Origin of the sequence: Glutamicibacter sp. FBE19, from assembly GCF_015524875.1 — a bacterium.
In the GTDB taxonomy this organism is placed as follows: domain Bacteria; phylum Actinomycetota; class Actinomycetes; order Actinomycetales; family Micrococcaceae; genus Glutamicibacter; species Glutamicibacter halophytocola.
Window position 1 is genome coordinate 17,346 of sequence record NZ_JACKQN010000015.1, and the last position, 26,941, is coordinate 44,286.

Below are 26,941 nucleotides of genomic sequence, written 5' to 3' on the forward strand. Positions count from 1 at the left end.
TACTGTATAAAGGAGTGCTGTGCCCCCCAAGGCCAAGGAAAAGACTGGCAAGAAACTCGTAATCGTAGAGTCTCCTGCCAAGGTGAAGTCAATCGCCAAGTATTTGGGCGAGGGCTTCGACGTTGATGCATCGGTGGGGCACATTCGCGATCTTCCACAGCCATCGGAGCTTCCAACCGAGCTTAAAAAGACCTCGGTGGGCAAGTTCGCAGTCGACTTGGATAATGACTTCGAGCCGTACTACATGGTCTACCCGGACAAGAAAAAGCGTGTTTCGGAGTTGAAGGCCAAGCTCAAAGAGGCCGACGAACTCTACCTCGCAACCGATGCGGACCGCGAAGGCGAAGCCATCGCGTGGCACCTGCTGCAGGTGCTCAAGCCCAAGGTTCCGGTTCGCCGCCTGGCCTTCACCGAGATCACCAAGGAAGGCATTGCCCGCGCACTGGACAACATGCGCGAGCTGGACACCGACCTGGTTGATGCCCAGGAAACCCGCCGCGTCCTCGACCGGCTGTACGGGTACGAGATCTCTCCTGTGCTGTGGCGCAAGGTAGCCCGTGGCCTTTCCGCAGGCCGTGTGCAGTCCGTGGCTACCCGCCTGGTCGTAGAGCGCGAACGCGAACGCATGGCCTTCATCCCCGCCGGATACTGGGACGTCAAGGGCGAGTTCGCCACCGCCGGCGGCGAAAGCTTCTCAGCCAAGCTCTCCGCCGTGGACGGCGCCCGTGTTGCCTCGGGCCGCGACTTCGACGACCGCGGACAGCTCAAGGCCTCGCGCAACAAGCTGGCGCACCTGGACCGGGACTCGGCCCAGTCGCTGGTTGCGAATCTTTCCGATGCCGACTTTGCCGTCACCTCGGTCGAAGACAAGCCCTACACCCGCCGCCCAGCAGCGCCATTCACCACCTCCACGCTGCAGCAGGAAGCTTCCCGCAAGTTGCGCTGGAGCTCCAAGATCACCATGCAGATCGCTCAGCGTCTGTATGAAAACGGGTACATCACCTATATGCGTACCGACTCGGTGTTCCTCTCCCAGGAAGCCACCACCGCGGCGCGCAAGCAGGCCACCGAGCTGTACGGCGCCGACTCTGTGCCTGCCAAGCCACGCGTATACAAGGCGAAGTCCGATGCCGCCCAGGAAGCCCACGAAGCGATCCGCCCCGCCGGTGACATGTTCCGTCGCCCGAAGGACGTGCGCTCGTCGCTGTCCAAGGATGAATACGCGCTCTACGAGCTGATTTGGAAGCGCACCGTGGCTTCGCAGATGGCCGATGCCAAGGGGTTCACCGCAACCATCAAGCTGCAGGGCACCGCGGGCGATAGCCGTGTTGCCGAGTTCTCCGCATCGGGTACCGTGATCACCTTCCGCGGCTTCCTTGCCGCCTACGAAGAGGGCAAGGACGAACAGGCCCTTGAAGCTGCCGCACAGGAGGCGGAAGCCCGCCTGCCGCAGCTGTCCGTGGGACAGCACCTGGCGGGCGACGAGCTGCTGGCGCTGGGCCACGAGACCACCCCGCCAGCACGCTACACCGAAGCGTCGATCGTCGCTGAGCTGGAAAAGCGCGAAATCGGTCGCCCATCGACCTACGCTCCGACTATTTCCACCATCATGGATCGCGGTTACGTGACCAAGCGCGGTGGGGCATTGGTGCCAAGCTGGATTGCCTTCTCGGTGATTCGCCTGCTTGAAGAGCACTTCGCCAAGTACGTCGACTACGACTTCACTGCCCGGTTGGAAGACGACCTGGATGAAATCGCCAAGGGCCACCGTGCACGCACCGACTGGCTGAACCTGTTCTACTTCGGCAAGGGCGCAGAGTCCGAGACCGAGGGCTTGAAGCACGTGGTCGATAACCTCGGCGATATTGACGCCCGTGCCATCAACTCGATTCGAGTCACCGATGACATCACCTTGCGTGTTGGCAAGTTCGGGCCATACCTGGAACGCGCCATCCCGGAAGGCGCTGAAGAGGGCACCGAACCGCAGCGCGCCAACGTGCCAGAAGATCTTGCCCCTGATGAGCTGACCGCAGCGAAAGCTGAAGAGCTCTTTGCCACCGCCCAGGTTGCTGAAAAGGATTTGGGCAACGATCCGGAAACCGGTCGCAAGATCGTGGCCAAGGATGGACGCTACGGCGCTTATGTCACCGAGATCATTCCAGAGCCAACGGCCGAGGATTTGGCTGCGCTGCCTGTTGAGTACTACAAGAACGGCAAGCCAAAACCGCCGAAGAAGCCTGTCAAGATCAAGCCGCGTACCGCCTCGCTGTTCAAATCGATGAGCGTGGAATCGGTGACCTTGGATGATGCCCTGAAACTGATGAGCCTGCCACGTGTGCTGGGCGCCGACGCTGAAGGTGAAGAGATTACCGTGCAGAACGGCCGTTTCGGACCCTACCTGAAGAAGGGCAGTGATTCGCGATCCATTGAAAGCGAAGACCAGATCTTCACCATCACTTTGGACGAAGCCTTGGAGATCTATTCCCAGCCAAAGCAGCGCGGCCGCCGCGCCGCCGTGCCGCCATTGGCGGAATTCGGTGTGGACCCGACCAGCGAGAAGAACATCGTGGTCAAGGATGGCCGTTTCGGTCCGTACATCACTGACGGGATCACCAACATCACCGTTCCTCGCGGAACGTCGCTGGAAGAACTGACTCGTGAAAAGGCCATCGAACTGTTGGCCGATAAGCGAGCCCGCGGTCCGGTCAAGCGCACGGCTACGAAGGCCCCGGCCAAGAAGAGCACCGCTAAAAAGGCACCCGCGAAGAAGACCACAGCCAAGAAGACCACCGCAAAAAAGACTGACTAACAGTCCTTGCACGGCCAAACGAGGAGCGCACCATGAGACTAGGTGTACTGGATATCGGTTCGAATACCGTTCACCTTTTGCTCGTCGATGCCTACCCGGGAGCCCGACCGGTTCCCTATGCATCGCACAAGCGTCCACTGTCCTTGGTGCGCTACCTCAACGAATACGGTGCCATCACCGAAGAGGGCCAGCAGGAACTGATTTCGTTCATCAATGAAGCGGTCAAGTTCGCCGGCAGCCATCAGGTAGAAGACTTCATGGCGTTCTGCACCTCGGCGATCCGCGAATCTTCCAATGGCTCCAGCGTCTTGGACCGGGTGAAAACCGAGACCGGCGTGAGCCTGCTGGAACTAACCGGTGAAGAAGAAGCCGGCATGACTTTTTACTCGGTGCGCCGCTGGTTCGGCTGGTCTTCGGAGTCCATCCTCAATCTCGATATGGGTGGCGGTTCGCTGGAACTGGCATGGGGCACCGACGAGTTTCCGCAGACCGCCTATTCGGTCCCGCTGGGTGCTGGCCGCCTGACGCGTGAGTGGCTGCCCAACGATCTGCCTTCCATCAAGGAAGTGAAGGAGTTGCGCACCTACGTCCGCGACGTGCTCAGCGACCCGGCGACAGAACTTCGCCAATACGGCAAACCGACCTTGGCCACGGCCACATCCAAGACGTTCCGTTCGCTGGCCCGCATCACCGGTGCGGCACCGAGCGATGAAGGACCCTACGTCAAGCGAGTCTTGAACCGGGAAGCGCTCAAGCTGTGGACCAATCGCCTGACGGCCATGAGCTGGGCCGAACGCGCAGAATTGCCGGGCGTCTCCGAGATTCGTGCCCCGCAGCTGTTGGCCGGGGCAATTGTCGCCCACGAGGCGATGAGCGCGCTGAAATTGAAATCTGTGCGGATCTGTCCATGGGCAATTCGTGAAGGTTTGATGTTGCGACGTTTTGATCACGTGATGTTTGACTCCGCGACACCGCTCAGTAGTAGCGTTGGTGTAGGAGAAGTAGCGCTGGCTCATGAAAAACATCAATTTCTCGCTGAGCCGAGCAACTAAACTTTCTCGGTGATACAGGTGTTCCTCTGCACGAGGGCCACGGTAACAGGAGGCAGGGCATGGAAGACCAGAAGAGTTCTTATAAGGTGCCAGTCACCTTGTCCAGCGCGTCAGTTTATCCGCTGAGCGTTCATGATGCCTTCGCAATGGCCAAAGACGTCGGATACGACGGCATCGAAGTACTGGTTACCGGAAATGCCGCTAGCCAGTCGGCCAGCGCACTAAAAGAACTAATGGACAAGTACCAGTTGCCGATCTTGGCCATCCACGCCCCGACATTGCTGCTCACGCAGCAGGTGTGGGGCTCAGCATGGGCAAAAATTGAGCGCTCGGTGATCCTGGCCCAAGCTGTGGGAGCGAGCGTAGTTGTCGCTCATCCGCCTTTCAGATGGCAAGGCGCCTATGCCGAAAATTTCGGCGAGGGAGTGCAGCGGCTCATTGACACCACCGGCATGAAAATTGCCGTTGAAAATATGTATCCCTGGCGGGCACGCGGTCGCGAGGCCAAAATGTACCTTCCGCATTGGAACCCCGTACCGCAGCACTATCAGCACGTCACCTGGGACTTCTCCCACGCTGCCATCGCCAATATGGATTCGCGGCAAGCAGTGGAAGATCTTGGACAACGGCTGGCGCACGTACACCTTTGCGATGGGCTGGACAACGGAAAAGATGAGCACCTGGTCCCTGGCCTTGGCACTCAGAGGGTGGCGGAATCCCTGCAATATTTGCGAGATGCCGCGTGGGAAGGAACCTTGGCTGTGGAAGTGTCCACACGCAAGGCCAAGAACGCTGGCCAAAAAGAAGAATGGCTGGGAAAGACCCTTGAGTTTGCCCGCGAGCACTTATCTGCGAGCAATGACCGCAACCCAATGAAACAATGAACTTATGAGTGAAGCAACAAAGAACCTGACCCTGTCCTTCCTCGGCGCTGGCTCGATGAACGGTGCCATCCTTCGAGGCATCATCGCTTCGGGCCACGACCCCAAGCTGATTACCGCCACTGTGCGCAGCGACCAGCGCGCGCCAGAACTTCGCGCACTTGGAATCAACGTCTTAGTCAGCGAACAAGATCCGGAGGCCAATGCCAAGGCCGCCGCCGGCACGGATGTCATCTTCCTTGGCGTGAAGCCAGTGGGCATCACCGATCTGTGCGAAGAGATCTCGGGAGCATTGACCCCGGACAAGGTTGTCGTTTCCGTCGCCGCCGCAATCACGCTGGAAAGCATGCAGGCGCACCTGCCAGCTAATCAGCCGGTCATCCGCTCCATGCCCAACACTCCATTGATGGTCGGTGCCGGCGTTGTCGGCTTGAGCCCGGCACTGAGCGTCAGCGATGAACAGACCCGACTGGTGAGCGAGCTGCTGTCCGGATCCGGCGACGTGCATGTCATTGATGAAGCGCAGCAGAACGCCTTGTCGGCGATCTCCGGTTCGGGCCCAGCCTATGCCTTCTACCTGGCCGAGGCCATGGCCAATGCCGGAGTGGCTATGGGGCTGGACGAAAAGCTCTCCATCGACCTGGCGCGTGCCACCGTCGCAGGCGCCGGAAAGATGCTTTCTGACCCGCAGGCCATCCCAGGAGAGCTGCGCAAGGCCGTTACCAGCCCCAAGGGCACCACAGAGCAGGCTATCAAGACCTTTGACGAGCAGGGCATTCCAAAGATCATTGCCGCTGGTACGCAGGCCGCGGCGGCCCGTGCAGCACAGCTCAGCGAAGAACTCGGCTAGTCGCCAGCAGCAACACCAACAAAAAATCGTGGTCGGCACCCATCAGTGATGGGTGCCGACCACGATTGTTTTCAGAGCAGAAACTATGGCCGAGCGGCGAAGCGTTCAAGAAGATCCACGTGGCCCGAGACGATCAGCACGTCTCTGCGCGTCACGATGGTATCGGGGACTGCATAAGTGAAGTCCTCACCTGGCGATTTCACGCCAACGATGGTCACGCCATACTTTGAGCGCACCTGCGACTGGGCAAGGGTGAATCCCTGGGTTTCCTTGGGCGGATACATTTTGACGATGGCAAAGCCATCATCAAATTCGATGAAGTCCAGCATTCGTCCGCCCACCAGGTGCGCGGCACGGACCCCGGCGTCAGCCTCTGGGTAGATTACGTGGTTGGCTCCAATACGGGTCAGGATCTTGCCGTGTGAAGGAGTAATTGCCTTGACCCACAAGTGTTCAATGCCGAGGTCCACCAAATTCACCGTGATCAGCACGGAGGATTCGATGGACGTGCCAACGCCAACGACGGCAGAAGAGAATTCCTGGGCGCCGAGTTGGCGCAACGCGTCAATGTTCGTGGCGTCGGCGGCCACCACGTGTGTCAAAGTGCTGGCCCACTGCTGTACCAATTCGGGGCTGCGTTCGATCGCCAAGACTTCTCGGCCCTGCTTGACCAGTGTCTCGGCAACGGACGCACCGAAACGGCCCAGGCCAATCACGAGGACTGGGGCATTGTGGTCCATATTCTTGTCAGCCAATTAGCGGCCTTTCTTCCGGAAGCTTGAATAGTGAATTGCGGTGGCGCATGGTCAGTGCGCTGGCCAGGGTGATGCTGCCGATGCGTCCGGCAAACATCAAAACACTGAGGACGTATTTTCCTGCTGGCGGCATTTCTTGGGAAACGCCGGTACTCAAACCGACAGTAGCGAACGCTGAAATCGATTCAAAAAGGGCCCGGGAAAAACCAACGGACTCGTCGATGGTGACCAGGGCACCAGTTGCCACCATCACCAGGGAACCACCCATGGCAACCACGGAGATTGCCACGCGCATGGTGCCCTGCGGGATCTGGCGGCCAAAGGCCCTCACTTCGGTATCGCCTCGGACCTCGGCCATAATTGCCAAGAACATCACGGCGATAGTTGTGACCTTGATGCCACCTGCCGTGGAGGCGGAACCGCCACCGGCAAACATCAAGGCATCGGTCAGTAGCACCGTGACTTGATGGATGTCGTTTTGATCAACCAGGTTGAATCCGCCCGAACGTGTCATGGTCGAAGCAAATAAAGCGTGTATGACCTTGTCGCTCACGGACATGTCGCCAAGGGTCCGAGGGTTGGACCACTCAAAGATGAGCCAAAGGAACGCACCTGCGAAGAGCAGGATTGTGGTGACCAACAAGGTCAGCTTGGTATGCAGATTCCACTTTTTGATATTGAACTTGTGGGCCAGCAGGACCATGATCACAGGGAAGCCCAGGGATCCTGCAAAAACTCCGCCCATCAGCGGGGCTAAGATCCACAGGTCGGTCTCGTAGGGAACCAGTCCATCGGAGTGCGGAGTGAAGCCAGCGTTGTTAAAGGCTGAAACCGCATAGAAGATGCCATGCCAAATCGACGAAAGGACGCTTTCGCCCAAAATGTAGAAACGCGGAATCAAGAACAGCGCGATTAGTCCCTGCAGGCTGATGGCGGTCAAGATGACAATGCGCAGCAGCGAGCTGACCTCGCCTAGCGCCGAGGCGCCGGAGCTGTCCATGGACTTTTGAGCCATGAGTTTTGCCCTGACGCCCAACTTGCGCGAGACCGCGAGGGACATGATTGATGCCAACGTCAGGATGCCCAAGCCGCCCATAAAGGCGGCAATGAGCATGATCAGCTGGCCCAGGAAAGACCAATGCACGGCGGTGGAGACTGTAGTCAGGCCGGTGACGCAGACTGCTGAAACAGCGGTAAACAGCGCATCATGCAGCGGTGTGGCCTCTCCAGCTGAAGAGGAAAAAGGCGCAGCCAGCAGCGAGGTGAAGACGGTGATGGCCAGGACGAAGACGCCGAGGGTCAAGCGTGCGGGGGAGCGCACGGTGAAGTCGGCAATCGACATGCGGAACATTAGCCATCTTTTGCGATGCTGTTCGCGCAGTTCAGCTGCCCGGGACCGAGGGCCCAGATCACTGGCAGTGCTCATCTGTAACTCGCTGTTTCTTCGGGACAGGTGGATAACGAGAGTGGAAGTTGAAGTCCTTCTAGTAATTTACGCGTTTCCTGCGCTAAACGCTTGCCTTGCCGGCCTAAAGAATGGTGGGGTCGCCCAAAGCGCCATATATTCATGAGTTGGATCACCATCGGGTAGCCTGAAAAAGTGTTAGATCCGCAACAGGCCCCTCGGCCAACAATGGTCATGTGGGATGAACAGTACCTGAAGTACAAATTCAGCGACTGGCATCCCATGCACCCGCTCAGGCTCGAACTGACCTATCGGCTCAGTGAAGAGCTTCAGGTGCTGGACGCAGACAACGTTAAGATTCATGCGCCCGAGATTGCCGGCGATGCGGTGATCCGCACGGTTCACGACCAGGGCTACATTGATCAGGTCCGGCGCGTTAGCGACGACCCGTCGCTGATAGCCGAAGAATTCGGGCTAGGCACCGAAGACGATCCAGTCTTCTCCGGAATGCACGACGCCGCTGCGCGCATCGTCGGAGGATCCGTTATCGCGGCCCAAGCGATCATGGACCAGGACACGGTGCGTGCGGTGAATTTCGCCGGAGGCATGCACCATGCCTCGAAGAACAAGGCGAGCGGATTCTGCATTTACAACGACGCGGCAGCCGCGATCCAGAGGATGCTTGATCAGGGTGCGCAGCGAGTGGCCTACATCGATGTCGATGCCCACCACGGAGACGGCACAGAATCCATCTTTTGGGATGATGATCGGGTGCTGACGATTTCATTGCACGAGTCTGGGTTGTCCCTATTCCCGGGCACTGGGTTCGCCAATGAAATTGGTGGCGAGCAGGCCCAGGGCAGCGCCGTGAATGTGGCTTTGCCTGCAATGACCGGGGACTCGGGTTGGATGAGGGCCTTCCACGCAATCGTTCCGCAGCTGATACACGCCTTCAAGCCAGAAATCATTGTGTCCCAGCATGGGTGTGACGCCCATCGAGATGATGACATGACCAACTTGAAGCTTTCGGTTGACGCGCAGCGCCAAGCGGCATTGGATATTGCCCAGCTTGCAGACGATGTCTGCGAGGGGCGCTGGCTGGCGACCGGCGGCGGTGGATATAACATCACTGCGGTGGTGCCAAGAACCTGGACCCATTTGACCGCCATCGTGGCTGGCAAGCCTGTTCCGCTGCGCACGTATGTGCCTGAGACATTCCGCAGGCACGTTCTTGAACACTACGGGCGCGCGGTGCCTTATCTCATGGGTGACGACGCGCAGTTGTGGTGGAGAAACTGGGAAGTCGGATACGACCCCGCCGACCCCGTGGACCGCACAATTATTGCGACGCGCAAGGAAATCTTCCCGCTCTATGGTCTCGATCCGTGGTTTGACTAGCCAGGATGACTTGGTCGCAAGCAATCGATCCTGGAATTTCATAGCGGAATGGATCGCCAAATCAATGACCATTTGATCATATGCCGTTAGGGTTATGTATGTGGCAATTGATGAAGTTTTTTCGGCGTTGGCAGAGCCAACCCGTCGCAAGATTATTGAAGCGCTCAAGAATGAGCCAAAAGCCGTGGGTGCGCTGGTCACCGAGCTGGAGATTTCCCAGCCTACGGTGTCCAAGCACCTGAAGGTATTGCGCGAGGCGCAGCTGGTGAGCATGGCCGCTGCCGGCCAACGTCGTATCTACAGCATTGATACTTCTGCGCTGGAGGACTTGGTGCACTGGTGCGCCGACTTGGTGCCCGTTCCGGAAGCTGAAGAGCAGCAGGCCGGCCATCAAGCGAATTCGCAGCTTGCGACTGCAGCGAATCCAACGGCTCAGCAAATTGGCCGCAGCGTCGGGCGCGGATTGGAACAAGTCACCGGGCGAGCCCAAGAATTCCTGGAACGGCTCCCTCGCTTTGGGCGCCGTCGCTAGCTGGTCCTTCCAACTGTGCTGGCGCTGCTGGCAGCGTGGCCAGTGATTCACGTTACGGCCATGTTTCCGATTTATAACCGAGGATTTTTCTTCACGGTGCTCAGCGTGGGATTCTCGTGAACGGGGCAGTGACGCCATGTGTGAGGTTCCTCAGGCGCTTGTTCCTGTCCCATGATGAGGAGAGAAACTTGGACAAGCACTTAGCTTCGATTCGCGACGAAGTCTTCCGACGCAATCCCGGTGAAGCAGAATTCCACCAGGCCGTCACGGAAGTATTTGAAAGCCTTGAAGCGGTTTCGCTCAAGCACCCTGAATACGCCGAGGCCGCCATTCTGCAGCGCTTGTGCGAACCCGAGCGACAGATCATTTTCCGTGTGCCTTGGGTTGATGACCAGAACCGGGTTCAGATCAATCGCGGCTTCCGAGTTGAATTCAACTCCGCGCTGGGCCCATACAAGGGCGGTCTGCGTTTCCACCCTTCGGTCTACCTGGGCATCGTCAAGTTCCTTGGCTTTGAGCAAATTTTCAAGAATTCCCTGACCGGCATGCCAATCGGCGGCGGCAAGGGCGGTTCGGACTTCGACCCGCGCGGCAAGTCCGATGGCGAAGTCATGCGCTTCTGCCAGTCCTTCATGACTGAGCTCTACCGCCACATCGGCGAATACACCGACGTCCCTGCCGGCGACATTGGCGTGGGCGGCCGCGAGATCGGCTACCTCTTCGGCCAGTACAAGCGCATCACCAACCGCTACGAATCAGGGGTCTTGACCGGCAAGGGGCTGAGCTGGGGCGGATCATTGGTTCGTCCAGAAGCCACTGGCTATGGAGCTGTAATCTTCACCGAAGAGATGCTCAAGACGCGCGGGCAGTCCTTCGACGGACAGCGCGTGGTCGTTTCGGGCTCGGGCAATGTTGCCATTCATGCCATCGAGAAAGCCCAGGACCTCGGCGCCACAGTTGTCACCGCATCAGACTCTGCCGGCTTCATCGTGGATGAAGGCGGCATTGATCTTGAACTGCTGCGCCAGATCAAGGAAGTCGAGCGAGGACGTATTTCTGAATACGCGCAGCGTCGTGGCACCAGCAATGTCACGTACGTTTCTGGAGGCAGCGTATGGGACGTAGCGGGCACCGTGGCGTTGCCATGCGCCACCCAGAACGAGCTCGGCGAAGAAGCGGCCAAGAAGATGGTCGCCGCTGGCACCATCGCTGTTGCAGAAGGCGCCAACATGCCGACCACGGCCGAAGCCACCGCTATCTTCCAGGGTGCCGGCGTGCTCTTTGGCCCAGGCAAAGCCGCCAACGCCGGTGGCGTGGCCACCTCCGCGTTGGAGATGCAGCAGAATGCCAGCCGTGATTCGTGGAGCTTCGAACACACCGAACGCCGACTCAGCGAAATCATGGTCGGTATTCACGACAGCTGTGCCGCCACCGCCGACGAGTACGGCATTCCCGGCAATTACGTCGCTGGCGCAAACATCGCCGGATTCGTGAAGGTTGCCGATGCCATGCTTGCGCAGGGCGTGATCTAAGAAAACAGTTTGTTGCGATCCGCACGGTATCCCTCGTTGAGCTGGGACTTGCCGTGCGGATTGTCTCGTTTAGGCAACAAAATTTTGATTCTGAAGAGTCCTGAAGTGTTTCGTGATGCAAAAGTTACTAAAGTGCGATTAGACTAGGACAAAGCGAACGTGAACCAGATCGCCGATGTTGATCCAAAGTCGTGTAAGTTCACCTTCGCTAGTAACGCGACGAAATAGAGATCAGCGTCAGGAGAATATCCCGCATGACGGATAAACAGAATTTTGCAGGAGCCCGTTTCATGACGGTGGCCGAAGTGGCTGACATGATGCGCGTTTCCAAAATGACGGTTTATCGGCTGATTCACGCAGGCGATCTGCCTGCCGTTCAGTTCGGCCGCTCCTATCGCGTTCCAGAGAACGCTGTGGAATCCTACCTCAGTGCTGCGGCTATTGATCCGCAGCACGGTACCGGTTCTTACGGTCGATAGTCCGCGCGATGGTCAGAGCATGGCCGAAAAGCGGGTAATCTATTAAGGAACGTTTAACGTCCGGTCAACCTTGTCTTTTTGCTTGCTTGCAAGCAGATGCTTTAGGTTGACGCATTTAATTAGTTTGTGAGGAACCACTATGGGCTCTGTTATCAAGAAGCGCCGCAAGCGTATGTCCAAGAAGAAGCACCGCAAATTGCTTCGTAAGACTCGCCACCAGCGTCGCAATAAGAAGTAAATCTACTTCGAGCATTTTGCCGCTAGGCAATCATCGCCACCGATTCGCAGGTCACCTGCAAACGGTGGCGATTGCTTTATCCAAAAGGCTCCAGGGCCCGCTACGAGCCGGAACGACGCAGAATTGAGCGCCTGGCAGCCCACAAGGCACCGAGCACGCCAGCGGCGCGCAGACCGAATTTTGCGGCCCGCTGACCGGTGCGGAAATCATAGACCTGCCAGCCGCGACGCTTGGCATAGGCGCGCAACCGGGCATCGGGATTGATGCAGACGGGATGCCCTACAGCTTCCAGCAGTGGCACGTCGTTGTAGGAATCCGAGTATGCCCAAGATCGCGACAGCGAGATGCCACGCGCCTTGGCCAAGGACCTGACAGCCTGCGCCTTTTCGGCCGCATGCAAGATCGGGCTAGCCAGAGCTCCTGTATACAAACCATCGCGGCTCTCCACGACGGTGCCCAATGCACCGGAAAGTTCGAGGCGATCTGCAATGACATTCGCCACTTCCAGGGGAGTAGCGGTGACCAGCCAAACTTCACGGCCGACGCGCAAGTGCTGGCGGGCAATCGCCACCGTGCCCGACCACAACTTCGGCTCGATGTATTCGTCGTATATCTCGTTGCCGATTTGTTCAATCTCGGCTACGGGGATGCCGCGAACCATCATCAGCGCCCGGTCACGAATCTGGTGGATGTCTCCCAGATGCTCGCCGCGTGCGGCGAAGCGCAATTGCTTCAACGCGAACCAGAGGATCTCACGAAGCTGGAAGAAGCGATGCTCACGGAGCTTGCGGGCCAGCAAATACAGCGAGGCACCACGAACCAAGGTGTTATCCACATCAAAAAATGCGGCAACAGTTCCAGGGGCTTGGGCTTCGGTGCCAGCGGAGGCGTTATCGGTGGAAGGCATTTGATCCAGTTTATTTCATCGTAAAGTTCAAGCGCGGTTACGGCTCGTGAGATTATAGTCAGGTGAGTACATTGCATCAGATTCAGCTGTTGGTTCGTAAGGACTGCCATCTTTGCCACGCGGCACGAGCAACAGTTGCTGAGGTAACGAGCCGCTTGAACATGGAATTTTCTGAACTTGACATTGACGAGCACCCAGTACTTCTGGCCAAGCACCATGAGGAAGTACCGGTGCTATTTATCGATGGGCAGGTCAAAGACTTCTGGACTATCGACCCGCAACGGCTAGAGCGTCTGCTCAGCAACTAGCCGCGGTGGCAAAGCTGACTACGCATTGTGCTCGATTAGCCCATTGGAAAGTGCAGGAGTACAAAGATGTCTGAGCTTGAAGCTCGTGTCCTGCCTGAAGCCACCTTGGCGCGACTCACACAGTATTTGCGGGCACTGAATGCGCTGGAGGCCCAAGGGCTGGAACGAACCAGCTCCGGGGTGCTGGCCAAGGAAGCGGGCGTGAACCCTTCGATCCTGCGCAAAGACCTTTCTTGGCTTGGATCCTACGGTACTCGTGGCGTCGGCTACGTCGTACGCGAGCTGGCAGAGCACATCAGCAGGACCCTTGGGCTGAACCAGGATTGGAAAGTCGCCATTGTAGGCGCCGGTAACCTTGGCCGGGCCTTGAGCGGGTATGCAGGATTCACTTCGCGAGGTTTCAACGTCAAGGCCATTTTTGATGTTGATCCTGCACTCATTGGCGAGCCAGTCGGTGAGCTGCGGGTGGAATCCATTAGCGACCTTGCCTCAGTCATCGACCGTGAAGAAATCAACATCGTCGTTCTCGCAGTGCCCGGCGATGCTGCCCAAGACCTGGTCTATGCGCTTTCTGAATTATCTGTGCGCTCGGTGCTTTCATTTGCGCCAAAGCCATTGAAAGTTCCAGCCGGCATGAACCTGCGCCGGGTCGACCTTTCTACGGAACTCCAGATTTTGGCCTACTTGGCGGTCCAAGGCTAGGACCGCGGCGGTACGCAAAAAGCGGTGCCATTTCGTCAAAGCTGACGAAATGGCACCGCTTGCTGCTTAAAGATTCGGGCTGAGCTTCCGTTTACCGGTAGCCTGCTCGACGCGCCATGCGGCGCTGCGCGATGTATTCCGATGAAGGACGCAACCACGCGAAGACCACGCCAGCGATGCCGAGGAGGATGCCGATAATATAGACGGCGTTCAAGGCCCCGGCCTGGCTATCGGCAAACATGCTGATCATTGGCACGGACGTGAACAGGCCCAACAATGACAAGGCTGCCAGGATGGTGGCGATGATGCGCATGGCGCCAACACCACGGCCAACAAAGAATCCGACGAGGAAGTACAAAATCACCGAAATGACCGCACCCACCAGGGCAAAGCTGGTCATCATGGTGTTGGCCTGGGAAATGAACGCTTCTGGGCTGCTCATCATCTGCTGCAAGGTGGGATCCTGGGCCATCTCAGGAGTCGACTGCATCTGGGTCTGCAATTCTTGCTCAACCATCGACCACTGGGAAGAAACCATGTTGCCAAACATGTTGGAGGTGGAAATCATCCAGCTGGAAATTGCCCCGACGATGCCTGAGAGCAGAATCAGCAGGAATGAAATCTGCAGGGTCTTCGGCCGCTCAGCTGGTGGCTGCACGGCGGCATAGCCACCCTGGTCCGGGTATTGGTTGAAACCAGGTGCCACGGGGGACTGGCCATAGGGGTTCTGCCCGTACTGCGGCTGCGGCTGCGTGTAGGGGTTTTCGCCATACGGGTTCGGATTCGGGTTCTGAGCCCCAGATTCCGGGTTGTAGGGTTGGCCCGGTTGATTTGGATCGTAGTTGCTCATGGTTCATCGTCCTTTGGTTCGTCTTGACTTTATACCCAAGCCTAGTGGGACAACTTTGTGAGCGAGCCCTCCGAAAGGATGGTTTTTCCATATGGGAATCCCATGCATGCGCTGTGAATAGTTGACGGTGGACACAATATGTCTATTTCGCACTGAATTTTTGAGACACTGGAAGCATGCCTTTATCGACCGTCCATTTGTTGCGCCACGGGGAAGTTTTCAACCCTGACCGTATTCTCTACGGACGGATCCCCGGTTTCGGGCTTTCGGACCTCGGTTTCAAGATGGCTGATGCTGCTGGCGAATTCTTCGCGCAGCGCCAAGCCGACGGGGCCAATGTGGTCCGGCTTGTAGCCTCTCCGCTGATCCGTGCACAGCAGACCGCTGCACCGACAAGCCGCGTCCTGGACCTTCCGATTCACACTGAAGATCGTGTCATCGAAGCGGGCAACAAGCTCCAGGGCCTGTCCAAGGTCGCAGACCACCTCCGCCAGCCGAAGTACTGGCCCCTGCTGGTCAACCCGCTGAAGCCTTCATGGGGCGAGCCTTATGCGGATCAGGTGCAGCGCATGCGCGAAGCCATGGATGACCACCGTCGGGCGGCTGTTGCCGAACACGGCGAAGGTGCCGAAGTCATTATCGTCAGCCACCAGTTGCCTATCTGGGTAACCCGCCGCGCAGCTGAGAAGAAGCCCCTATGGCATGACCCTCGCCAGCGGGAGTGCACCCTGGCATCCATCACCAGCTTTGATTTTGAAGGGGACGAATTAGTCTCCGTGCGATACACCGAACCATGCCCCGAGCTGTTGGCCGGTGCCGCAAATATTCCGGGAGCCTAAGGAAATGACTGATCCTGTGCCTAATCCTCGCAATCTGAGCCGTCGCACGATGTTGCGTTCCCTGATGGTGGCTGCTGCCATTGTTCCCTTGGCGGCTTGCAGCGGCAAGGAGGATTCCTTGACCGCCCAAGCCAATAGCGGTGACGGGAAAAACTACATCGCCGGCGACGGAGCCGTACAGGAATACGAAGTTTCCCAACGCAGCGAACCCGTGGAAATCAAGTCAGAGACCTACCACGGGACCGCCGTTGATTTCAGCCAGTGGCAGGGCAAGCCAGTGGTAATGAACTTCTGGTACGCCGCCTGCGCACCATGCCGCATCGAGGCACCAGACTTGAAAAAGCTCGCCAATAACTTTGGCGACAAGGTCGAATTCATTGGTGTTAACGTTCGCGACGAAGCAGAAGCCGCGAAGGCGTTCGAGCGTACCTTTGACCTGCCGTACGAATCCATTCAGGACACCAACGGCGACGTGCAGCTGGCGATGACCAAGTACGTGCCGCTTCAAGCCGTGCCCTCGACTCTGGTGCTCGATCGCAAGGGACGCGTCCGCGCCCGAGTTATCGGCGCCGTCGACCCGAGCACCTTGAAGTCGCTGATCGACACCGCCTTGACCGAAGAACTGTGATCCAGGCGGTGACCTCAAACCCATTTGCTGACATCGTCCTGGACGGGTCTTTACTGCTTGCCGCGCCCGTGGCCATGTTGGCGGGATTGGTTTCCTTCCTCTCTCCCTGTGTTCTGCCATTGGTTCCCGGCTACCTTGGGTACGTCACCGGCTTGACCGGCGCAGATCTGAAAGATCATCGCCGTGGACGAGTAATTCTGGGCATCTTGCTCTTTGTCCTGGGGTTCTCCATTGTCTTCATTGCCGCTGGGGTTCTCTTCAGCCAGGCAACCGCGTGGCTGAGGTTCAACGGTTCATGGGTCACCCAGGCTTTGGGAATTGTCGTTGTTTTCATGGGCATCGTCTTCATGGGCGGATTCTCCTGGATGCAGCGTGATCGAAAGATCCACAAGAAGCCACCTGCCGGTTTATGGGGCGCCCCTGTCCTTGGCCTGACCTTTGGCCTGGGCTGGGCGCCGTGCATCGGGCCAACCCTGAGCGCCGTGTTGATCATGTCCACCGGTTCCGATGCCAACGTCGCCCGGGGAACTTTGCTCACTGTGTTTTATTGCCTTGGGCTGGGCTTGCCCTTCATCCTGATTGCGCTGGGACTGCAGCGCGGAATGCAGGCTCTGGCGTTTTTCCGGAAGCATCAGGTTTTCATCATGCGTTTTGGCGGCGCTCTGCTCATTGCCCTGGGCCTGGTCATGGTGACCGGGCTATGGGGAACATGGGTTTCAGAACTGCAAAACTGGTTTGCCAATGAAGTGAGGTTGCCAATTTAATGGCGAAACAACAACGGAAACTCAAAGGGTCCCAGGACGCTCCGGCGCTGGGATTTGTAGGGTTCATGCGCTGGATCTGGACTCAGCTGACGTCCATGTCTACGGCACTATTCTTGCTGTTGCTGCTGGCCGTCGCCGCAGTGCCAGGCTCGATTTTCCCGCAGCGCGCTTCAAATCCAGAGACGGTTGTGCAGTATCTGGACCAGCATCCAGTTGCCGGTCCATGGCTTGACCGCTTCCAGATGTTCGAGGTGTATTCCTCCGTATGGTTCTCTGCCATCTACATCCTGTTGTTTGTTTCCCTGGTTGGCTGCATCGTTCCGCGTGTGAAGAAGCATGCCCAGGCATTGCGCACGCCTCCACCGCGCACCCCGGCCCGGCTAGATCGCCTGCCGCAGTATGCGTCGCATGAAATTCTGGAAGGCGAAGCGGACACCCCAGATGAGGATCAGGTCATTGATGACTCGTTCAAGATTCTGAAGAAACGCGGTTACCGCGTGGAACGGCGCAATGATGCCGGCGTCCGCTCGGTCTCGGCAGAACGCGGATACACTCGCGAAATTGGCAACCTGCTCTTCCACATCTCCTTGATCGGAGTCCTTGTATCTGCGGCAATTGGCGGGGCCTTCGGCTACACCGGACAGCGTGTGCTGGTTGAGGGGGAGACCTTCGTCAACTCGCTGGTCGCCTATGATTCCTTCACCCCGGGCACGACTTTCAACGCGGATAAACTGCCTGGATATTCTGTCAAGCTCGACAAATTCGACATTATTTTTGACCGTGAATCCGAGTCGCACTTCGGGCAGCCGCTGGACTTCACCGCACACGTCCAGGTGCGCAAGGATGCCCAATCGGATCCGGTCAAGCAGGATCTGAAGGTGAACCACCCACTGCGAATCAATGGCGCCGACGTCTATCTGGTTGGCAACGGCTATGCTCCGGTGATCACTGTGCGCGATGGCAAGGGCAACGTCGCCTACTCGGGCCCGGCAGTATCGGTCCCGCAGGACTCGGTCTACACCTCGATGTTCGTTCTGAAGGTTCCTGACGCTGTCCCGGATCAGCTGGGTTTCCAGGGATTCTTGCTTCCTACCGCGTTGGTTGATGAAAATGGATTTGGCATTTCAGGTGACCCCAATGCCATCAACCCGCAGCTGCACTTGAATTCCTTCTACGGGAATTTGGGGCTGGATAACGGTAATCCGCAGAACGTTTTTGTTCTGGACACCGAGAAGATGAAGGCGCTCAATAGCCGCGAGCTTGACGCCGGCGGCATCATCCTCGAAGCCGGACAGACCTACCAGCTGCCCGACGGCAAGGGAAGCATCAGCTTTGATGACCTCAAGCGCTATGTTGCACTGGACGTGAACTACGATCCGGGAAAGCTTCCCATCGGCATCTTCGCGGCCTTGGCACTGCTCGGCTTGGGAGTTTCATTGTTCACTCCTCGTCGCCGAGTCTGGATCAAGCTGAAGCATCAGGATGGCAAGCGTAGTATCGAATACGCATTGTTGGCTCGTGGCGAAGATCCGCGACTGGAACGCGAAGCGGCAGAACTACAGAAGATCTTTGACAAGGCTTGGCCACTGGCAAGCCAGGAGCAAAACCAAGGAGCAGTAAATGGGTAACGCTGGGGCATTAGCACCAATTAATGAATCGCTCGGTGAATACAGCCAGTTGTTCATGCTGCTGGCAGCCATGGTCTATGGGGTTGTCTTCATCATCTTCGCCCTCGACTTGGCGAAGACCAACAAGTCCATTACGGAAATGGATTCCGCGGCCCTCAAGCGCGATGCAGAGATGCTGGTTGGCGCCAACGGCGCTGTCGCCGGAACCGGACGTAAGCGCCGCGGCGCGAGCGAGCGTGCGGACAACATAAGCGACGATATTGTCACCGACAAGATGAACTACACCGAGTTCTCGTCCAAGCGCCCAATGGCCCGCATGGCTGTGGTGCTGATGTGGCTGGCAGTTGCTCTGCACGGCTTCGCCGTGGTCTCCCGCGCACTAGCTGCCCACCGCGTGCCGTGGGGCAACATGTATGAGTTCCTGACCACCGGCGCCTTCGTTGTGGCCCTGGTGTACCTGGTAGTGCTGATCATCAAGGATCTGCGCTTCATGGGTTCATTCATCTCTGGCTTGGTCACCCTGATGCTGTGCGCAGCAACCATTGGATTCCCGACTCCGGTTGGCCACCTGGTTCCAGCGCTGCAGTCGCCATGGATCGTCATTCACGTGTCCATCGCCGTCTTGGCTTCCTCGCTCTTCGCCATCAGCTTTGCCATGAATGTGCTTCAGCTTTTGCAGCACTCCCGCATGAACCGCTTGGCAACCGGCCAGAGCGACAAGCTGCCTTTCATGCGCGTTGTCCCGGGTGCAGGCGCCTTGGAAAACTTCGCCTACCGCATCAACACCATTGCATTCGTGATGTGGACCTTCACCGTGATGGCCGGCGCTATCTGGGCTGAAGCTGCATGGGGACGCTACTGGGGCTGGGATCCAAAGGAAGTTTGGTCCTTCGTGATCTGGGTTGTGTATGCAGGCTACCTGCACGCGCGTGCTACCGGTGGTTGGACTGGTCCACGTTCGGCATGGTTGTCCATTGTCGGATTCCTGTGCGTGGTCTTCAACTTCACTATTGTGAATATCTTCTTCAATGGTCTGCACTCCTACGCTGGTGTCTAAGGCCTAGAAAACTTCGACAAGCAGGAAGCGATACCCCTGATGGGGTATCGCTTCCTGCGTTTAAGCGGATGGCTTGGACGCGAGCTAGTGCACTATCGGAATTCCTGCAGCGCGTGGCCACTAGGCGCAAAGCGGCTGTGCCACGGCCGTCAAGCATCCATCGCTCGTGGGTACATGAAAGCCCCGGCGTTCCCCCTCACAAGATCGGTGAGCGGGGAGATCGGCACGGGGCTTGAGGCTGGTTGTGCTGGGAAGCGGCTGGAGCCAGCTTCTAGGCCTTGGAATCAGGAGCGTCGCTGTCGGTGTCCTCGGGCTTGTGCTCGGGCTTCTCAGGAGCTGCTGAGCCTGTGTCCTCTGGCTTCGATGGCGAATCGGACCTCTTCGGATCCTTGGCCTGGGATTTGAGTTCTTGCTCACGGGCCTTCGACTCTTCTTCTCGCTGCTGCTGTCGTCGCCAGACTTCGAGTTGGCGCAAGAAATCCTCATCGTCATCCGGTGCCGTCTGGTGTGCCGATGGCTGGTTGCCGGTGTTCACGGGACGCCCCAAAACGAACCACAAAATGGCACCGATCAGTGGAAGGATGATGATCACCACGAACCAAGCTGTCTTCGGCAAAGACCGCACGAGATGCTTCTGCGCACGGCTGCATTCAATCAACGTGTAAATCATCAAGGCGACCGAAACTACTGCTGCGAATATAAGGAGGCGGACCATGATTCCATTCTAGTGATAATCCGGCTCACAGCTTCATCGGTAGACTTGAAGTTATGCAGTTTCTGAAATATACAGTTCTTCGTCTGGGCATATTCTGCGCAGTGTTCCTGGGCTTGTGGCTTGGCCTGAGCTGGCCAATCTTCATCGCCGGAATTATTGGCCTGATTTTCGCCTTTGCCATTGCCTATCTTTTCTTCAACAATCTTCGGCTCAAAGCCAACGAAGATGTGCGCAATGCTTTTAATAAGACCTCTGCGAACAAGACCAGCAAGCAGCTGGCGGAAGAAGCCATCGAGGACGAATTCGATGAGTCCCGGCGCAAGACGCAGCCACCTGCCGAGTAAAATCACCGAGTGCTACTGCCTGCAACGAAAAAGCCTTGGCTTGCCAGTACCAATTCAATGGACTGACAAGCCAAGGCTTTTTCTATGATCTATGGCCTTCTGTGTTGCTTAGAACCAAACGCCAAGAATGATCGCCAGGGCAAACAACACGGCATACACCATGTTCAGCATGCCCGTCTGCTTCAGGACCTGAACCAGTTTGGGAAGCTCGTGTTCGCGCAGCATGAGCATGGAAGGTGCAATCGCCGGAATGAACGTGATCAGCACCAGCCACAGCCACGGGAACGTTCCGGTTGCCAAAAGCGGCAACAAGATCGCTATGGCCAACATCAGGACGTAGCTCAGCCGTGCATTGCTTTCGCCCAGGCGTACCGCAAGAGTAATTTTCCCGACCTCTTTATCGGTGGGAATATCACGGACGTTATTGGCCATGAGCAGCGCGCAGCCAATCAATCCCGTGCCAATTGCACCCCACAACGAGGTCAGGGTCAGTTCGTTGATCTGTGTGAAGGTCGTACCCAAGGTCGCGACCAAGCCGAAGAAGATGAAGACGTAAATATCTCCCAGTCCACGGTAGCCGTAGGGATTTTTGCCACCGGTGTAGCCCCACGCGGCAAAGATCGCGGCGACACCGACAAGCAGCAACGGCCATGAAGACGAGACGATGACAAGAATCAATCCGCAGATTGCTGCCAGGCCAAAGCAGCCGAAGGCAACATTGCGCACATTCTTCGGATCGGTGAGCTTGGAACCGGTGAGGCGCAACGGTCCAACCCGGTCATCATCAGTGCCTCGGATGCCGTCGGAATAGTCGTTGGAGTAGTTCACGCCAACTTGCAGCAACAAGCCAACGAGCAAGGCCAGGACAAAACGGAACCAATGAATGGTTCCGGTTTCGCCCAGTGCAGCCGCAGTGCCGATGACTACCGGGGCAATGACGATAGGCAAGGTGCGCAGACGGGCACCGGAAACCCATTGGGAAAGTGTGGCCACTTTCAGTCCTTTCAGGGCAAGAGAAAAACTCGTACCCTCTAGTTTCCCGCGATTATGCGGGCATGGCGAATCGGGGCTAGTCCCGAACCGCCAATTCATCAATGATCAAGCGACGGTTGAACTTGCCGTTGGGCAGCAACGGCAGGCCCTGCGGGTAGTGGCGCACATGCTTTGGAACCGCTTCCTTGCCTAGCGTACGGCGTACCGCGTCAAAGGCTTCGTCGGTCTTGGTGGGGCCAGAATAGGCCAGGCCAACGCTTTGGCCCCACTGCGAATCCGGCACCGAAACAACCAAGGTCTGGGTGAAGAATTCCTCGAGCAGGCCCTCGATTTTTGATGCTGAAAGCTTGATTCCCCCGGTGTTGATCACGTCGTCAACGCGGCCGACAATGCTCAGCCGTTGCCCCTGGACGCTGCCCAAATCATCGGTGACGTACCAGCGGCGGCCATCGCGCTCGACGAAGTGTTCTGCCGTGGCCTCAGGAGCATTGGCATAGCCATCGGCCAGCATCGGGCCAGAAACCCAGATGCGGGAATCATGCTCGGCCAGCTGAACTCCTGGAAGGGCTGTGCCGTTATAGACCAGTCCGCCCGAGGTTTCCGAGGAACCATAGGTTTGGAAGATCTTCAGCCCGTGGTGGCGGGAACGCACCAGCAAGTCCTTGCTGGCTCGCGCCCCGCCCAGCAAGATGGCATCAAACCGCTTGAGCGCCTGCAAGGTGGCAGGGTCCGGATTATCAAGCAATCGCGCCAGCTGGGTAGGCACCAGGGAGGTGAGCCGATGGGTTTCCACCATCTGGCCGGCGGCCTGAGTGAACGCGGTAGCCGAAAAGCTGCCATCCAAGTCCATGATCACCGGTTTGGTGCCAGCGAAGAGGGACCTGGTCAACACGCTGAGCCCGGCGACATAGTGAACCGGAAGGGCCAACAGCCATTGGCCTTCGAAACCGAGATACTCGGCGGTCGCTTGGGCGCTGGAAGCCAGGGCTTCGACGCTGAGCACCGTGCGCTTGGCCCGCCCGGTTGATCCAGAAGTGCGCACCACGGCCATGGGCTGCTCGAATCCTGGCAGATCTTCTGCCTCGAGGTACTCGATGCGCCAGCCAGCGCTGCTGGTGTCATCGGCGATGACCTCGACCGCCGGACCATTGTCATTGGCAGCGCCAGCCAAGGCCGTGAGCAGTTCCTGATGCAGTGCGTCCATGTAGTAGTCCTTTTGCCGGTGCCGCCGCTTAGAAGTAGTAGGGGTAATCGGACCAGTCAGGGTCGCGCTTGCCCAAGAACGCGTCGCGTCCTTCCACTGCTTCATCGGTCATGTAGGCCATGCGGGTGGCTTCGCCGGCGAAGACCTGCTGGCCGGCCAGGCCATCATCGGCCAGGTTGAAGGCGAACTTGAGCATGCGAATGGCCTGCGGGGACTGCTTGGCAATGTCTGCCGCGTATTCCAGGGCCACTTCTTCCAAGCGCTCATGTTCTACGGATTCGTTGACCGCACCCATGCGAACCATGTCGTCTGCGGAGTATTCGCGGGCGAGGAAGAAAATTTCGCGTGCGGTCTTCTGGCCAACCTGGCGGGCGAGCAAGGCCGAACCATACCCGGCATCGAAGGAACCAACGGTGGCATCAGTCTGCTTGAACTTGCCGTTTTCCTTCGACGCGATGGTCAGGTCCGACACGACGTGCAGCGAGTGTCCGCCGCCGGCAGCCCAGCCGTTGACAACGCAGAGGACGACCTTTGGCATGGTGCGCATCAACCGCTGCACCTCAAGAATGTGCAGTCGTCCGGCGCGGGCGGGGTCGATGGATTCGCGGGTCTCGCCCTCTGCATAGCGGTAGCCGTCGCGGCCGCGGATGCGCTGGTCTCCGCCGGAGCAGAACGCATGGCCGCCATCCTTGGGCGAAGGGCCGTTGCCGGTGAGCAGGACCGTGGCGACATTGCTGGTCATGCGTGCGTGATCCATGGCGCGGTAGAGCTCGTCCACGGTGTGCGGCCGGAAAGCGTTGCGCACCTCGGGGCGGTCAAAGGCGATGCGCACCGTTGGCAGATCGCGCACGATGTTGCCCAGTTCATCGCGTTCCACCTGGCGATGGTAGGTGATGTCGGTGAAGTCGAATCCCTCAATCACTCGCCAACGCGTGGGATCGAATACGTCGGAAACCTTCTGGGGCAATGCGGATTTATTCTGGCTACTCACCCTATGAATGCTAGTCGGTTTCCTTCCGATCTCTAAGAATCTGGAAATTGCTGGGGCCGATGACTTTATTATTGAACGAATGGTCGGTAAGTTTAGGTGTTGAGGATCACTGAACAGTTTTGGCGCAAGGAGTACAAATGACTGAAGCATTTCTCGTCGGCGGGGTACGTACCCCGGTGGGCCGTTATGGGGGAGCGCTCAGCGCTGTGCGCCCCGATGATCTGGCTGCCCTGGCCATTCGCAGCCTCATCCAGGACTCTGGGATCGACCCGGCTGCGGTTGATGAAGTGATCCTCGGAAACGCCAACGGCGCTGGTGAAGAGAATCGCAATGTGGCCCGCATGGCGGCCTTGCTGGCGGGGCTGCCAGTGAGCGTGCCCGGTATTACCGTTAACCGCTTGTGCGCTTCGGGCATGAGCGCCATCACCATGGCCAGCCACATGGTCAAAGCCGGTGCCGCAGATGTTGTCATAGCCGGCGGCGTCGAGTCCATGTCCCGAGCCCCATGGGTGATGGAAAAGCCGGATAAGCCATTTGCCAAGCCCGGAGCCGTCTTCGACACCTCCATCGGCTGGCGCTTCACCAACCCGCAATTCCTCTCCGGCGAACTATCCCGGGATGGCAAAACAACCTTCTCCATGCCGGAGACCGCAGAAGAAGTAGCCCGCGTCTACGGCATCTCCCGCGAGGATTGCGACCAATTTGCCGTCGACTCCCATGCCAAAGCCATGGCAGCCATCGAAGAGGGGCGCTTCCGCGACGAAATTGTGCCCGTGGCGGTCAAGCATCGCAAGGGCGAAACCATCGTGGATACCGATGAGGGCCCGCGCCCGGGAACCAGCATGGACGTTCTCTCCGGATTGCGCCCGGTGGTTGCAGGCGGCCACGTTGTCACCGCCGGAAACGCCTCGTCGCTCAACGATGGCGCCTCTGCCATTTTGGTGGTTTCCGAACGGGCCCTGGAGAAGTACGCGCTGACTGCGCGGGCCCGCATCATCGATGGCCAATCCGCAGGACTGGAACCAGAGATCATGGGCATGGGGCCGGTGCCAGCCACCCGCAAGGTGCTCGACCGTGCCGGACTTTCGATCGGCGAGATCGGAGCCATGGAAATCAACGAGGCCTTCGCCAGCCAGTCCTTGGCCAGCATGCGCGAACTCGGGGTAGACCCGCAGATCGTCAACCGCGATGGTGGAGCCATCGCGCTGGGCCATCCGCTGGGATCAAGCGGTTCGCGCATCGTGATCACGCTGCTGGGCCGCATGGAGCGCGAGCTGGCAACAGCTGGGCGCAAGCTCGGGGTGGCCACCATGTGCGTCGGCGTTGGCCAAGGCTCGGCAATTCTCCTGGAAGGCGCGTAAGCATGGATAGCACCGCTGAACACTTTGACACCCTGCAGGTGGTGGAGAGCGACGACCGGCTCTGGGTGCGCCTGAACCGCCCCGAAGTGCGCAATGCCATCGACCAGAAAATGGTGGACGAGCTGCATGCCGTATGCGCCTATCTGGAGAGGAACCCGAAGATCCTGATCCTGGCCGGAACCGCCAGCCAGGCGCCGAGCCAAGAGCATCCCAAGGGCAGCAAGGGGATTTTCGCCTCGGGAGCCGATATCTCGCAATTGCGCGAACGCCGGCGCGATGACGCGCTCGCCGGGATCAACTCCGGGATTTTCGATCGCATCTCCAAGCTGCCCATGCCCGTGATCGCAGCCCTGGACGGATTTGCCCTGGGCGGTGGCGCCGAGCTGGCCTACGCAGCTGACTTCCGCATCGGCACCCCCGAGCTGCGCATGGGGAACCCCGAAACCAATCTGGGCATCATGGCTGCCGCCGGCGCAACCTGGAGGCTCAAGGAACTGGTCGGCGAGCCGCTGGCCAAGGAAATCCTGATGGCCGGCAAGGTGCTCACCGGCGAGCAATGCCTGGCCGCTGGGCTGGTGACCGAACTGCATCCGGCCACGGAACTTGAGCCCGCGGCCAACGCGCTGGCCGATCGCATTGCGGCCCAAGACCCGCTGGCCGTGCGCATCACCAAATCCGTGTTCCATGCCCCGCGCGAAGTGCACCCGGTCATTGACACCCTGGCCCAGGGAATGCTCTTTGAATCCCAAGCCAAGTTTGATCGCATGCAAGCCTTCCTTGATCGAAAGAAGAACTAACTATGAGTGCAACTAGCAATAGCGCCACCGGCCACCTGCCGCAGCGCTGCGGAGTGCTTGGCGGCGGGCGCATGGGCGCTGGCATTGCCCACGCCCTGCTCATGGGCGGCAGCACCGTGGTCGTCGTTGAGCGCGATGAGGCTTCGGCGCAGGCAGCCTATGAGCGGGTCGCCGAATCAGTGGATCGCTCCATCGCCCGCGGGCTGGCGAGCGAAGCCAGGGGCGAAATCCTGCAGCGCTTCTCGGTCAGCACCGACTACCAGCAGTTCGCCACGGCGCAATTGGTGATCGAGGCGGTGCCGGAAATCTGGGAGCTGAAGGTATCTTCATTGCAGGCGGTGGAGCGGGTGCTGGACGCGGAGGCAGTGCTGGCCTCCAACACCTCCTCCTTGTCGGTGAGCGGGCTGGCCAAGGAGCTGGCACGCCCAGCCAAGTTCCTCGGGCTGCATTTCTTCAACCCCGTTCCGGCCTCAACGCTGATCGAAGTGGTGATTGGGCTGGAAACCGGCAAGGATCTGGTCGAGGCATCCCGCGGTTGGGTGCAAGCCCTGGGCAAGACCCCCGTCGTCGTCAATGACGCTCCAGGTTTTGCTTCATCGCGCCTGGGCGTGGCCATCGCGTTGGAGGCCATGCGCATGGTTGAAGAAGGCGTGGCGAGCGCCGAGGACATCGATAACGCCATGGTGCTGGGCTACAAGCATCCGACCGGCCCGTTGATGACCACGGACATTGTCGGACTGGATGTGCGCCTGGGAATTGCTGAATACCTGCACGAAACGCTGGGCGAGCGCTTTGCGCCACCGCAGATCCTCAAGGACATGGTGGCCCAGGGCAAGCTGGGTCGAAAGAGCGGCCAGGGATTCTATTCCTGGTAGGCGTCGCCAAGCCGAGCCGCTGAACGCCGCAGTCCCCGCCGGTCACG

The 26,941-nt window shown here is 58.6% G+C and carries 28 protein-coding genes; 20 read left to right on the plus strand and 8 right to left on the minus strand.

Annotated features, from left to right (window positions below; genetic code table 11):
* The first annotated feature begins 19 nt into the window (after positions 1 to 19).
* From topA to proC, 4 genes are read left to right on the plus strand one after another with little or no spacing between them, the layout of a single operon-like run.
* Positions 20 to 2,809 carry a type I DNA topoisomerase gene (gene topA / locus H6F58_RS17240; protein WP_146275862.1) on the plus strand — a complete coding sequence of 930 codons (2,790 nt, stop codon included), beginning with the start codon at positions 20 to 22 and terminating at the stop codon, positions 2,807 to 2,809.
* 32 nt (positions 2,810 to 2,841) lie between these two features.
* Positions 2,842 to 3,861 (plus strand): Ppx/GppA phosphatase family protein, encoded by a 1,020-nt coding sequence (locus H6F58_RS17245; RefSeq protein WP_060702342.1) that lies wholly within the window; start codon positions 2,842 to 2,844, stop codon positions 3,859 to 3,861.
* Between the two features lie 59 nt (positions 3,862 to 3,920).
* On the plus strand, positions 3,921 to 4,745 hold the full coding sequence (locus tag H6F58_RS17250) for a sugar phosphate isomerase/epimerase (protein WP_146275860.1): 825 nt from the start codon (positions 3,921 to 3,923) through the stop codon (positions 4,743 to 4,745).
* Between the two features lie 4 nt (positions 4,746 to 4,749).
* On the plus strand, positions 4,750 to 5,592 hold the full coding sequence (gene proC, locus H6F58_RS17255; protein WP_195182231.1) for a pyrroline-5-carboxylate reductase: 843 nt from the start codon (positions 4,750 to 4,752) through the stop codon (positions 5,590 to 5,592).
* Between the two features lie 83 nt (positions 5,593 to 5,675).
* Here the strand turns inward: proC and H6F58_RS17260 are convergent, their stop codons facing one another.
* Together H6F58_RS17260 and H6F58_RS17265 are read right to left on the minus strand one after the other, a co-directional pair.
* Complete coding sequence (locus H6F58_RS17260) at positions 5,676 to 6,332, minus strand: TrkA family potassium uptake protein (RefSeq protein WP_060703454.1); 657 nt, start codon at positions 6,330 to 6,332, stop codon at positions 5,676 to 5,678.
* Positions 6,333 to 6,339: 7 nt separating this feature from the next.
* Positions 6,340 to 7,773, minus strand: coding sequence for a potassium transporter TrkG (locus H6F58_RS17265; RefSeq protein ID WP_195182232.1), 1,434 nt, complete (start codon positions 7,771 to 7,773; stop codon positions 6,340 to 6,342).
* 207 nt (positions 7,774 to 7,980) lie between these two features.
* Here H6F58_RS17265 and H6F58_RS17270 point away from each other — a divergent pair, with 207 nt between their 5' ends.
* The 5 genes from H6F58_RS17270 to H6F58_RS17290 all read left to right on the plus strand — a co-directional run bounded on the left by H6F58_RS17270 (position 7,981) and on the right by H6F58_RS17290 (position 11,931).
* Positions 7,981 to 9,150, plus strand: a complete 1,170-nt coding sequence (locus H6F58_RS17270) for an acetoin utilization protein AcuC (RefSeq protein ID WP_195182236.1) — start codon at positions 7,981 to 7,983, stop codon at positions 9,148 to 9,150.
* Between the two features lie 100 nt (positions 9,151 to 9,250).
* Entirely contained in the window at positions 9,251 to 9,682 is a 432-nt protein-coding gene (locus H6F58_RS17275; protein ID WP_075972610.1) for a metalloregulator ArsR/SmtB family transcription factor, read from the plus strand.
* Positions 9,683 to 9,870: 188 nt separating this feature from the next.
* Positions 9,871 to 11,214, plus strand: coding sequence for an NADP-specific glutamate dehydrogenase (gene gdhA / locus H6F58_RS17280; RefSeq protein WP_060703453.1), 1,344 nt, complete (start codon positions 9,871 to 9,873; stop codon positions 11,212 to 11,214).
* Between the two features lie 254 nt (positions 11,215 to 11,468).
* On the plus strand, positions 11,469 to 11,693 hold the full coding sequence (locus H6F58_RS17285) for a helix-turn-helix domain-containing protein (protein WP_022874253.1): 225 nt from the start codon (positions 11,469 to 11,471) through the stop codon (positions 11,691 to 11,693).
* Between the two features lie 139 nt (positions 11,694 to 11,832).
* Complete coding sequence (locus H6F58_RS17290) at positions 11,833 to 11,931, plus strand: AURKAIP1/COX24 domain-containing protein (protein ID WP_005504750.1); 99 nt, start codon at positions 11,833 to 11,835, stop codon at positions 11,929 to 11,931.
* Between the two features lie 100 nt (positions 11,932 to 12,031).
* Here H6F58_RS17290 and H6F58_RS17295 read toward each other — a convergent pair whose 3' ends face one another.
* Positions 12,032 to 12,838, minus strand: coding sequence for an HAD-IB family hydrolase (locus H6F58_RS17295; RefSeq protein WP_060702336.1), 807 nt, complete (start codon positions 12,836 to 12,838; stop codon positions 12,032 to 12,034).
* Positions 12,839 to 12,900: 62 nt separating this feature from the next.
* Between H6F58_RS17295 and H6F58_RS17300 the strand changes: the two genes are divergently transcribed.
* Entirely contained in the window at positions 12,901 to 13,146 is a 246-nt protein-coding gene (locus H6F58_RS17300) for a glutaredoxin family protein (protein ID WP_308219399.1), read from the plus strand.
* Between the two features lie 66 nt (positions 13,147 to 13,212).
* The gene (locus H6F58_RS17305) at positions 13,213 to 13,848 is read left to right on the plus strand and encodes a redox-sensing transcriptional repressor Rex (protein WP_195182233.1); all 636 of its coding nucleotides are present in this window, start codon (positions 13,213 to 13,215) and stop codon (positions 13,846 to 13,848) included.
* Between the two features lie 91 nt (positions 13,849 to 13,939).
* Here H6F58_RS17305 and H6F58_RS17310 read toward each other — a convergent pair whose 3' ends face one another.
* Positions 13,940 to 14,698: a hypothetical protein gene (locus H6F58_RS17310; protein ID WP_146275854.1), complete on the minus strand. Its 759-nt coding sequence runs from the start codon at positions 14,696 to 14,698 to the stop codon at positions 13,940 to 13,942.
* Between the two features lie 176 nt (positions 14,699 to 14,874).
* Between H6F58_RS17310 and H6F58_RS17315 the strand changes: the two genes are divergently transcribed.
* Genes H6F58_RS17315 through ccsB form a run of 5 tightly spaced genes read left to right on the plus strand, consistent with a single transcriptional unit; the run spans position 14,875 to position 19,614 of the window.
* On the plus strand, positions 14,875 to 15,537 hold the full coding sequence (locus tag H6F58_RS17315; protein ID WP_146275852.1) for a histidine phosphatase family protein: 663 nt from the start codon (positions 14,875 to 14,877) through the stop codon (positions 15,535 to 15,537).
* 4 nt (positions 15,538 to 15,541) lie between these two features.
* Positions 15,542 to 16,165 carry a TlpA disulfide reductase family protein gene (locus H6F58_RS17320; RefSeq protein WP_146275850.1) on the plus strand — a complete coding sequence of 208 codons (624 nt, stop codon included), beginning with the start codon at positions 15,542 to 15,544 and terminating at the stop codon, positions 16,163 to 16,165.
* An 8-nt stretch (positions 16,166 to 16,173) separates the two neighbouring features.
* A complete protein-coding gene (locus H6F58_RS17325) occupies positions 16,174 to 16,929 on the plus strand; it encodes a cytochrome c biogenesis CcdA family protein (protein WP_146275848.1) in 756 nt (251 codons plus the stop codon).
* Positions 16,929 to 18,557, plus strand: coding sequence for a cytochrome c biogenesis protein ResB (locus H6F58_RS17330; protein ID WP_060702331.1), 1,629 nt, complete (start codon positions 16,929 to 16,931; stop codon positions 18,555 to 18,557). Before H6F58_RS17325 ends, H6F58_RS17330 begins: the two co-directional genes overlap by 1 nt.
* On the plus strand, positions 18,550 to 19,614 hold the full coding sequence (ccsB, locus tag H6F58_RS17335) for a c-type cytochrome biogenesis protein CcsB (protein ID WP_146275846.1): 1,065 nt from the start codon (positions 18,550 to 18,552) through the stop codon (positions 19,612 to 19,614). The genes H6F58_RS17330 and ccsB overlap by 8 nt, the downstream gene beginning before the upstream one ends.
* A gap of 271 nt (positions 19,615 to 19,885) precedes the next feature.
* On the opposite strand, the gene H6F58_RS17340 is transcribed toward ccsB, so the two are convergent.
* Complete coding sequence (locus tag H6F58_RS17340; RefSeq protein ID WP_146275844.1) at positions 19,886 to 20,329, minus strand: PLD nuclease N-terminal domain-containing protein; 444 nt, start codon at positions 20,327 to 20,329, stop codon at positions 19,886 to 19,888.
* A 53-nt stretch (positions 20,330 to 20,382) separates the two neighbouring features.
* Here H6F58_RS17340 and H6F58_RS17345 point away from each other — a divergent pair, with 53 nt between their 5' ends.
* A complete protein-coding gene (locus H6F58_RS17345; RefSeq protein ID WP_060702328.1) occupies positions 20,383 to 20,673 on the plus strand; it encodes a DUF4229 domain-containing protein in 291 nt (96 codons plus the stop codon).
* Between the two features lie 108 nt (positions 20,674 to 20,781).
* Here H6F58_RS17345 and H6F58_RS17350 read toward each other — a convergent pair whose 3' ends face one another.
* From H6F58_RS17350 to H6F58_RS17360, 3 genes are all read right to left on the minus strand, one after another.
* On the minus strand, positions 20,782 to 21,666 hold the full coding sequence (locus H6F58_RS17350; RefSeq protein ID WP_146275842.1) for a 1,4-dihydroxy-2-naphthoate polyprenyltransferase: 885 nt from the start codon (positions 21,664 to 21,666) through the stop codon (positions 20,782 to 20,784).
* Between the two features lie 76 nt (positions 21,667 to 21,742).
* Positions 21,743 to 22,870 carry an AMP-binding protein gene (locus H6F58_RS17355; RefSeq protein WP_146275840.1) on the minus strand — a complete coding sequence of 376 codons (1,128 nt, stop codon included), beginning with the start codon at positions 22,868 to 22,870 and terminating at the stop codon, positions 21,743 to 21,745.
* 28 nt (positions 22,871 to 22,898) lie between these two features.
* Positions 22,899 to 23,861: a 1,4-dihydroxy-2-naphthoyl-CoA synthase gene (locus tag H6F58_RS17360; protein ID WP_060702325.1), complete on the minus strand. Its 963-nt coding sequence runs from the start codon at positions 23,859 to 23,861 to the stop codon at positions 22,899 to 22,901.
* Between the two features lie 137 nt (positions 23,862 to 23,998).
* On the opposite strand from H6F58_RS17360, the gene H6F58_RS17365 reads away from it, so the two are divergent.
* Genes H6F58_RS17365 through H6F58_RS17375 form a run of 3 tightly spaced genes read left to right on the plus strand, consistent with a single transcriptional unit; the run spans position 23,999 to position 26,894 of the window.
* The gene (locus H6F58_RS17365) at positions 23,999 to 25,222 is read left to right on the plus strand and encodes an acetyl-CoA C-acyltransferase (protein WP_195182234.1); all 1,224 of its coding nucleotides are present in this window, start codon (positions 23,999 to 24,001) and stop codon (positions 25,220 to 25,222) included.
* 2 nt (positions 25,223 to 25,224) lie between these two features.
* Complete coding sequence (locus tag H6F58_RS17370; RefSeq protein ID WP_060702323.1) at positions 25,225 to 26,019, plus strand: enoyl-CoA hydratase/isomerase family protein; 795 nt, start codon at positions 25,225 to 25,227, stop codon at positions 26,017 to 26,019.
* Between the two features lie 2 nt (positions 26,020 to 26,021).
* Entirely contained in the window at positions 26,022 to 26,894 is an 873-nt protein-coding gene (locus tag H6F58_RS17375; protein ID WP_195182235.1) for a 3-hydroxyacyl-CoA dehydrogenase family protein, read from the plus strand.
* The last annotated feature ends 47 nt before the right edge of the window (positions 26,895 to 26,941 follow it).

Coding starts and splice junctions, on each gene's coding strand:
- H6F58_RS17245 (WP_060702342.1), top strand. CDS start 2,842: ATGAGACTAGGTGTACTGGATATCGGTTCGAATACCGTTCACCTTTTG.
- H6F58_RS17250 (WP_146275860.1), top strand. CDS start 3,921: ATGGAAGACCAGAAGAGTTCTTATAAGGTGCCAGTCACCTTGTCCAGC.
- proC (WP_195182231.1), top strand. CDS start 4,750: ATGAGTGAAGCAACAAAGAACCTGACCCTGTCCTTCCTCGGCGCTGGC.
- H6F58_RS17260 (WP_060703454.1), bottom strand. CDS start 6,332: ATGGACCACAATGCCCCAGTCCTCGTGATTGGCCTGGGCCGTTTCGGT.
- H6F58_RS17265 (WP_195182232.1), bottom strand. CDS start 7,773: ATGAGCACTGCCAGTGATCTGGGCCCTCGGTCCCGGGCAGCTGAACTG.
- H6F58_RS17270 (WP_195182236.1), top strand. CDS start 7,981: ATGGTCATGTGGGATGAACAGTACCTGAAGTACAAATTCAGCGACTGG.
- H6F58_RS17285 (WP_022874253.1), top strand. CDS start 11,469: ATGACGGATAAACAGAATTTTGCAGGAGCCCGTTTCATGACGGTGGCC.
- H6F58_RS17290 (WP_005504750.1), top strand. CDS start 11,833: ATGGGCTCTGTTATCAAGAAGCGCCGCAAGCGTATGTCCAAGAAGAAG.
- H6F58_RS17295 (WP_060702336.1), bottom strand. CDS start 12,838: ATGCCTTCCACCGATAACGCCTCCGCTGGCACCGAAGCCCAAGCCCCT.
- H6F58_RS17305 (WP_195182233.1), top strand. CDS start 13,213: ATGTCTGAGCTTGAAGCTCGTGTCCTGCCTGAAGCCACCTTGGCGCGA.
- H6F58_RS17310 (WP_146275854.1), bottom strand. CDS start 14,698: ATGAGCAACTACGATCCAAATCAACCGGGCCAACCCTACAACCCGGAA.
- H6F58_RS17315 (WP_146275852.1), top strand. CDS start 14,875: ATGCCTTTATCGACCGTCCATTTGTTGCGCCACGGGGAAGTTTTCAAC.
- H6F58_RS17320 (WP_146275850.1), top strand. CDS start 15,542: ATGACTGATCCTGTGCCTAATCCTCGCAATCTGAGCCGTCGCACGATG.
- H6F58_RS17330 (WP_060702331.1), top strand. CDS start 16,929: ATGGCGAAACAACAACGGAAACTCAAAGGGTCCCAGGACGCTCCGGCG.
- ccsB (WP_146275846.1), top strand. CDS start 18,550: ATGGGTAACGCTGGGGCATTAGCACCAATTAATGAATCGCTCGGTGAA.
- H6F58_RS17340 (WP_146275844.1), bottom strand. CDS start 20,329: ATGGTCCGCCTCCTTATATTCGCAGCAGTAGTTTCGGTCGCCTTGATG.
- H6F58_RS17345 (WP_060702328.1), top strand. CDS start 20,383: ATGCAGTTTCTGAAATATACAGTTCTTCGTCTGGGCATATTCTGCGCA.
- H6F58_RS17355 (WP_146275840.1), bottom strand. CDS start 22,870: ATGGACGCACTGCATCAGGAACTGCTCACGGCCTTGGCTGGCGCTGCC.
- H6F58_RS17365 (WP_195182234.1), top strand. CDS start 23,999: ATGACTGAAGCATTTCTCGTCGGCGGGGTACGTACCCCGGTGGGCCGT.
- H6F58_RS17370 (WP_060702323.1), top strand. CDS start 25,225: ATGGATAGCACCGCTGAACACTTTGACACCCTGCAGGTGGTGGAGAGC.
- H6F58_RS17375 (WP_195182235.1), top strand. CDS start 26,022: ATGAGTGCAACTAGCAATAGCGCCACCGGCCACCTGCCGCAGCGCTGC.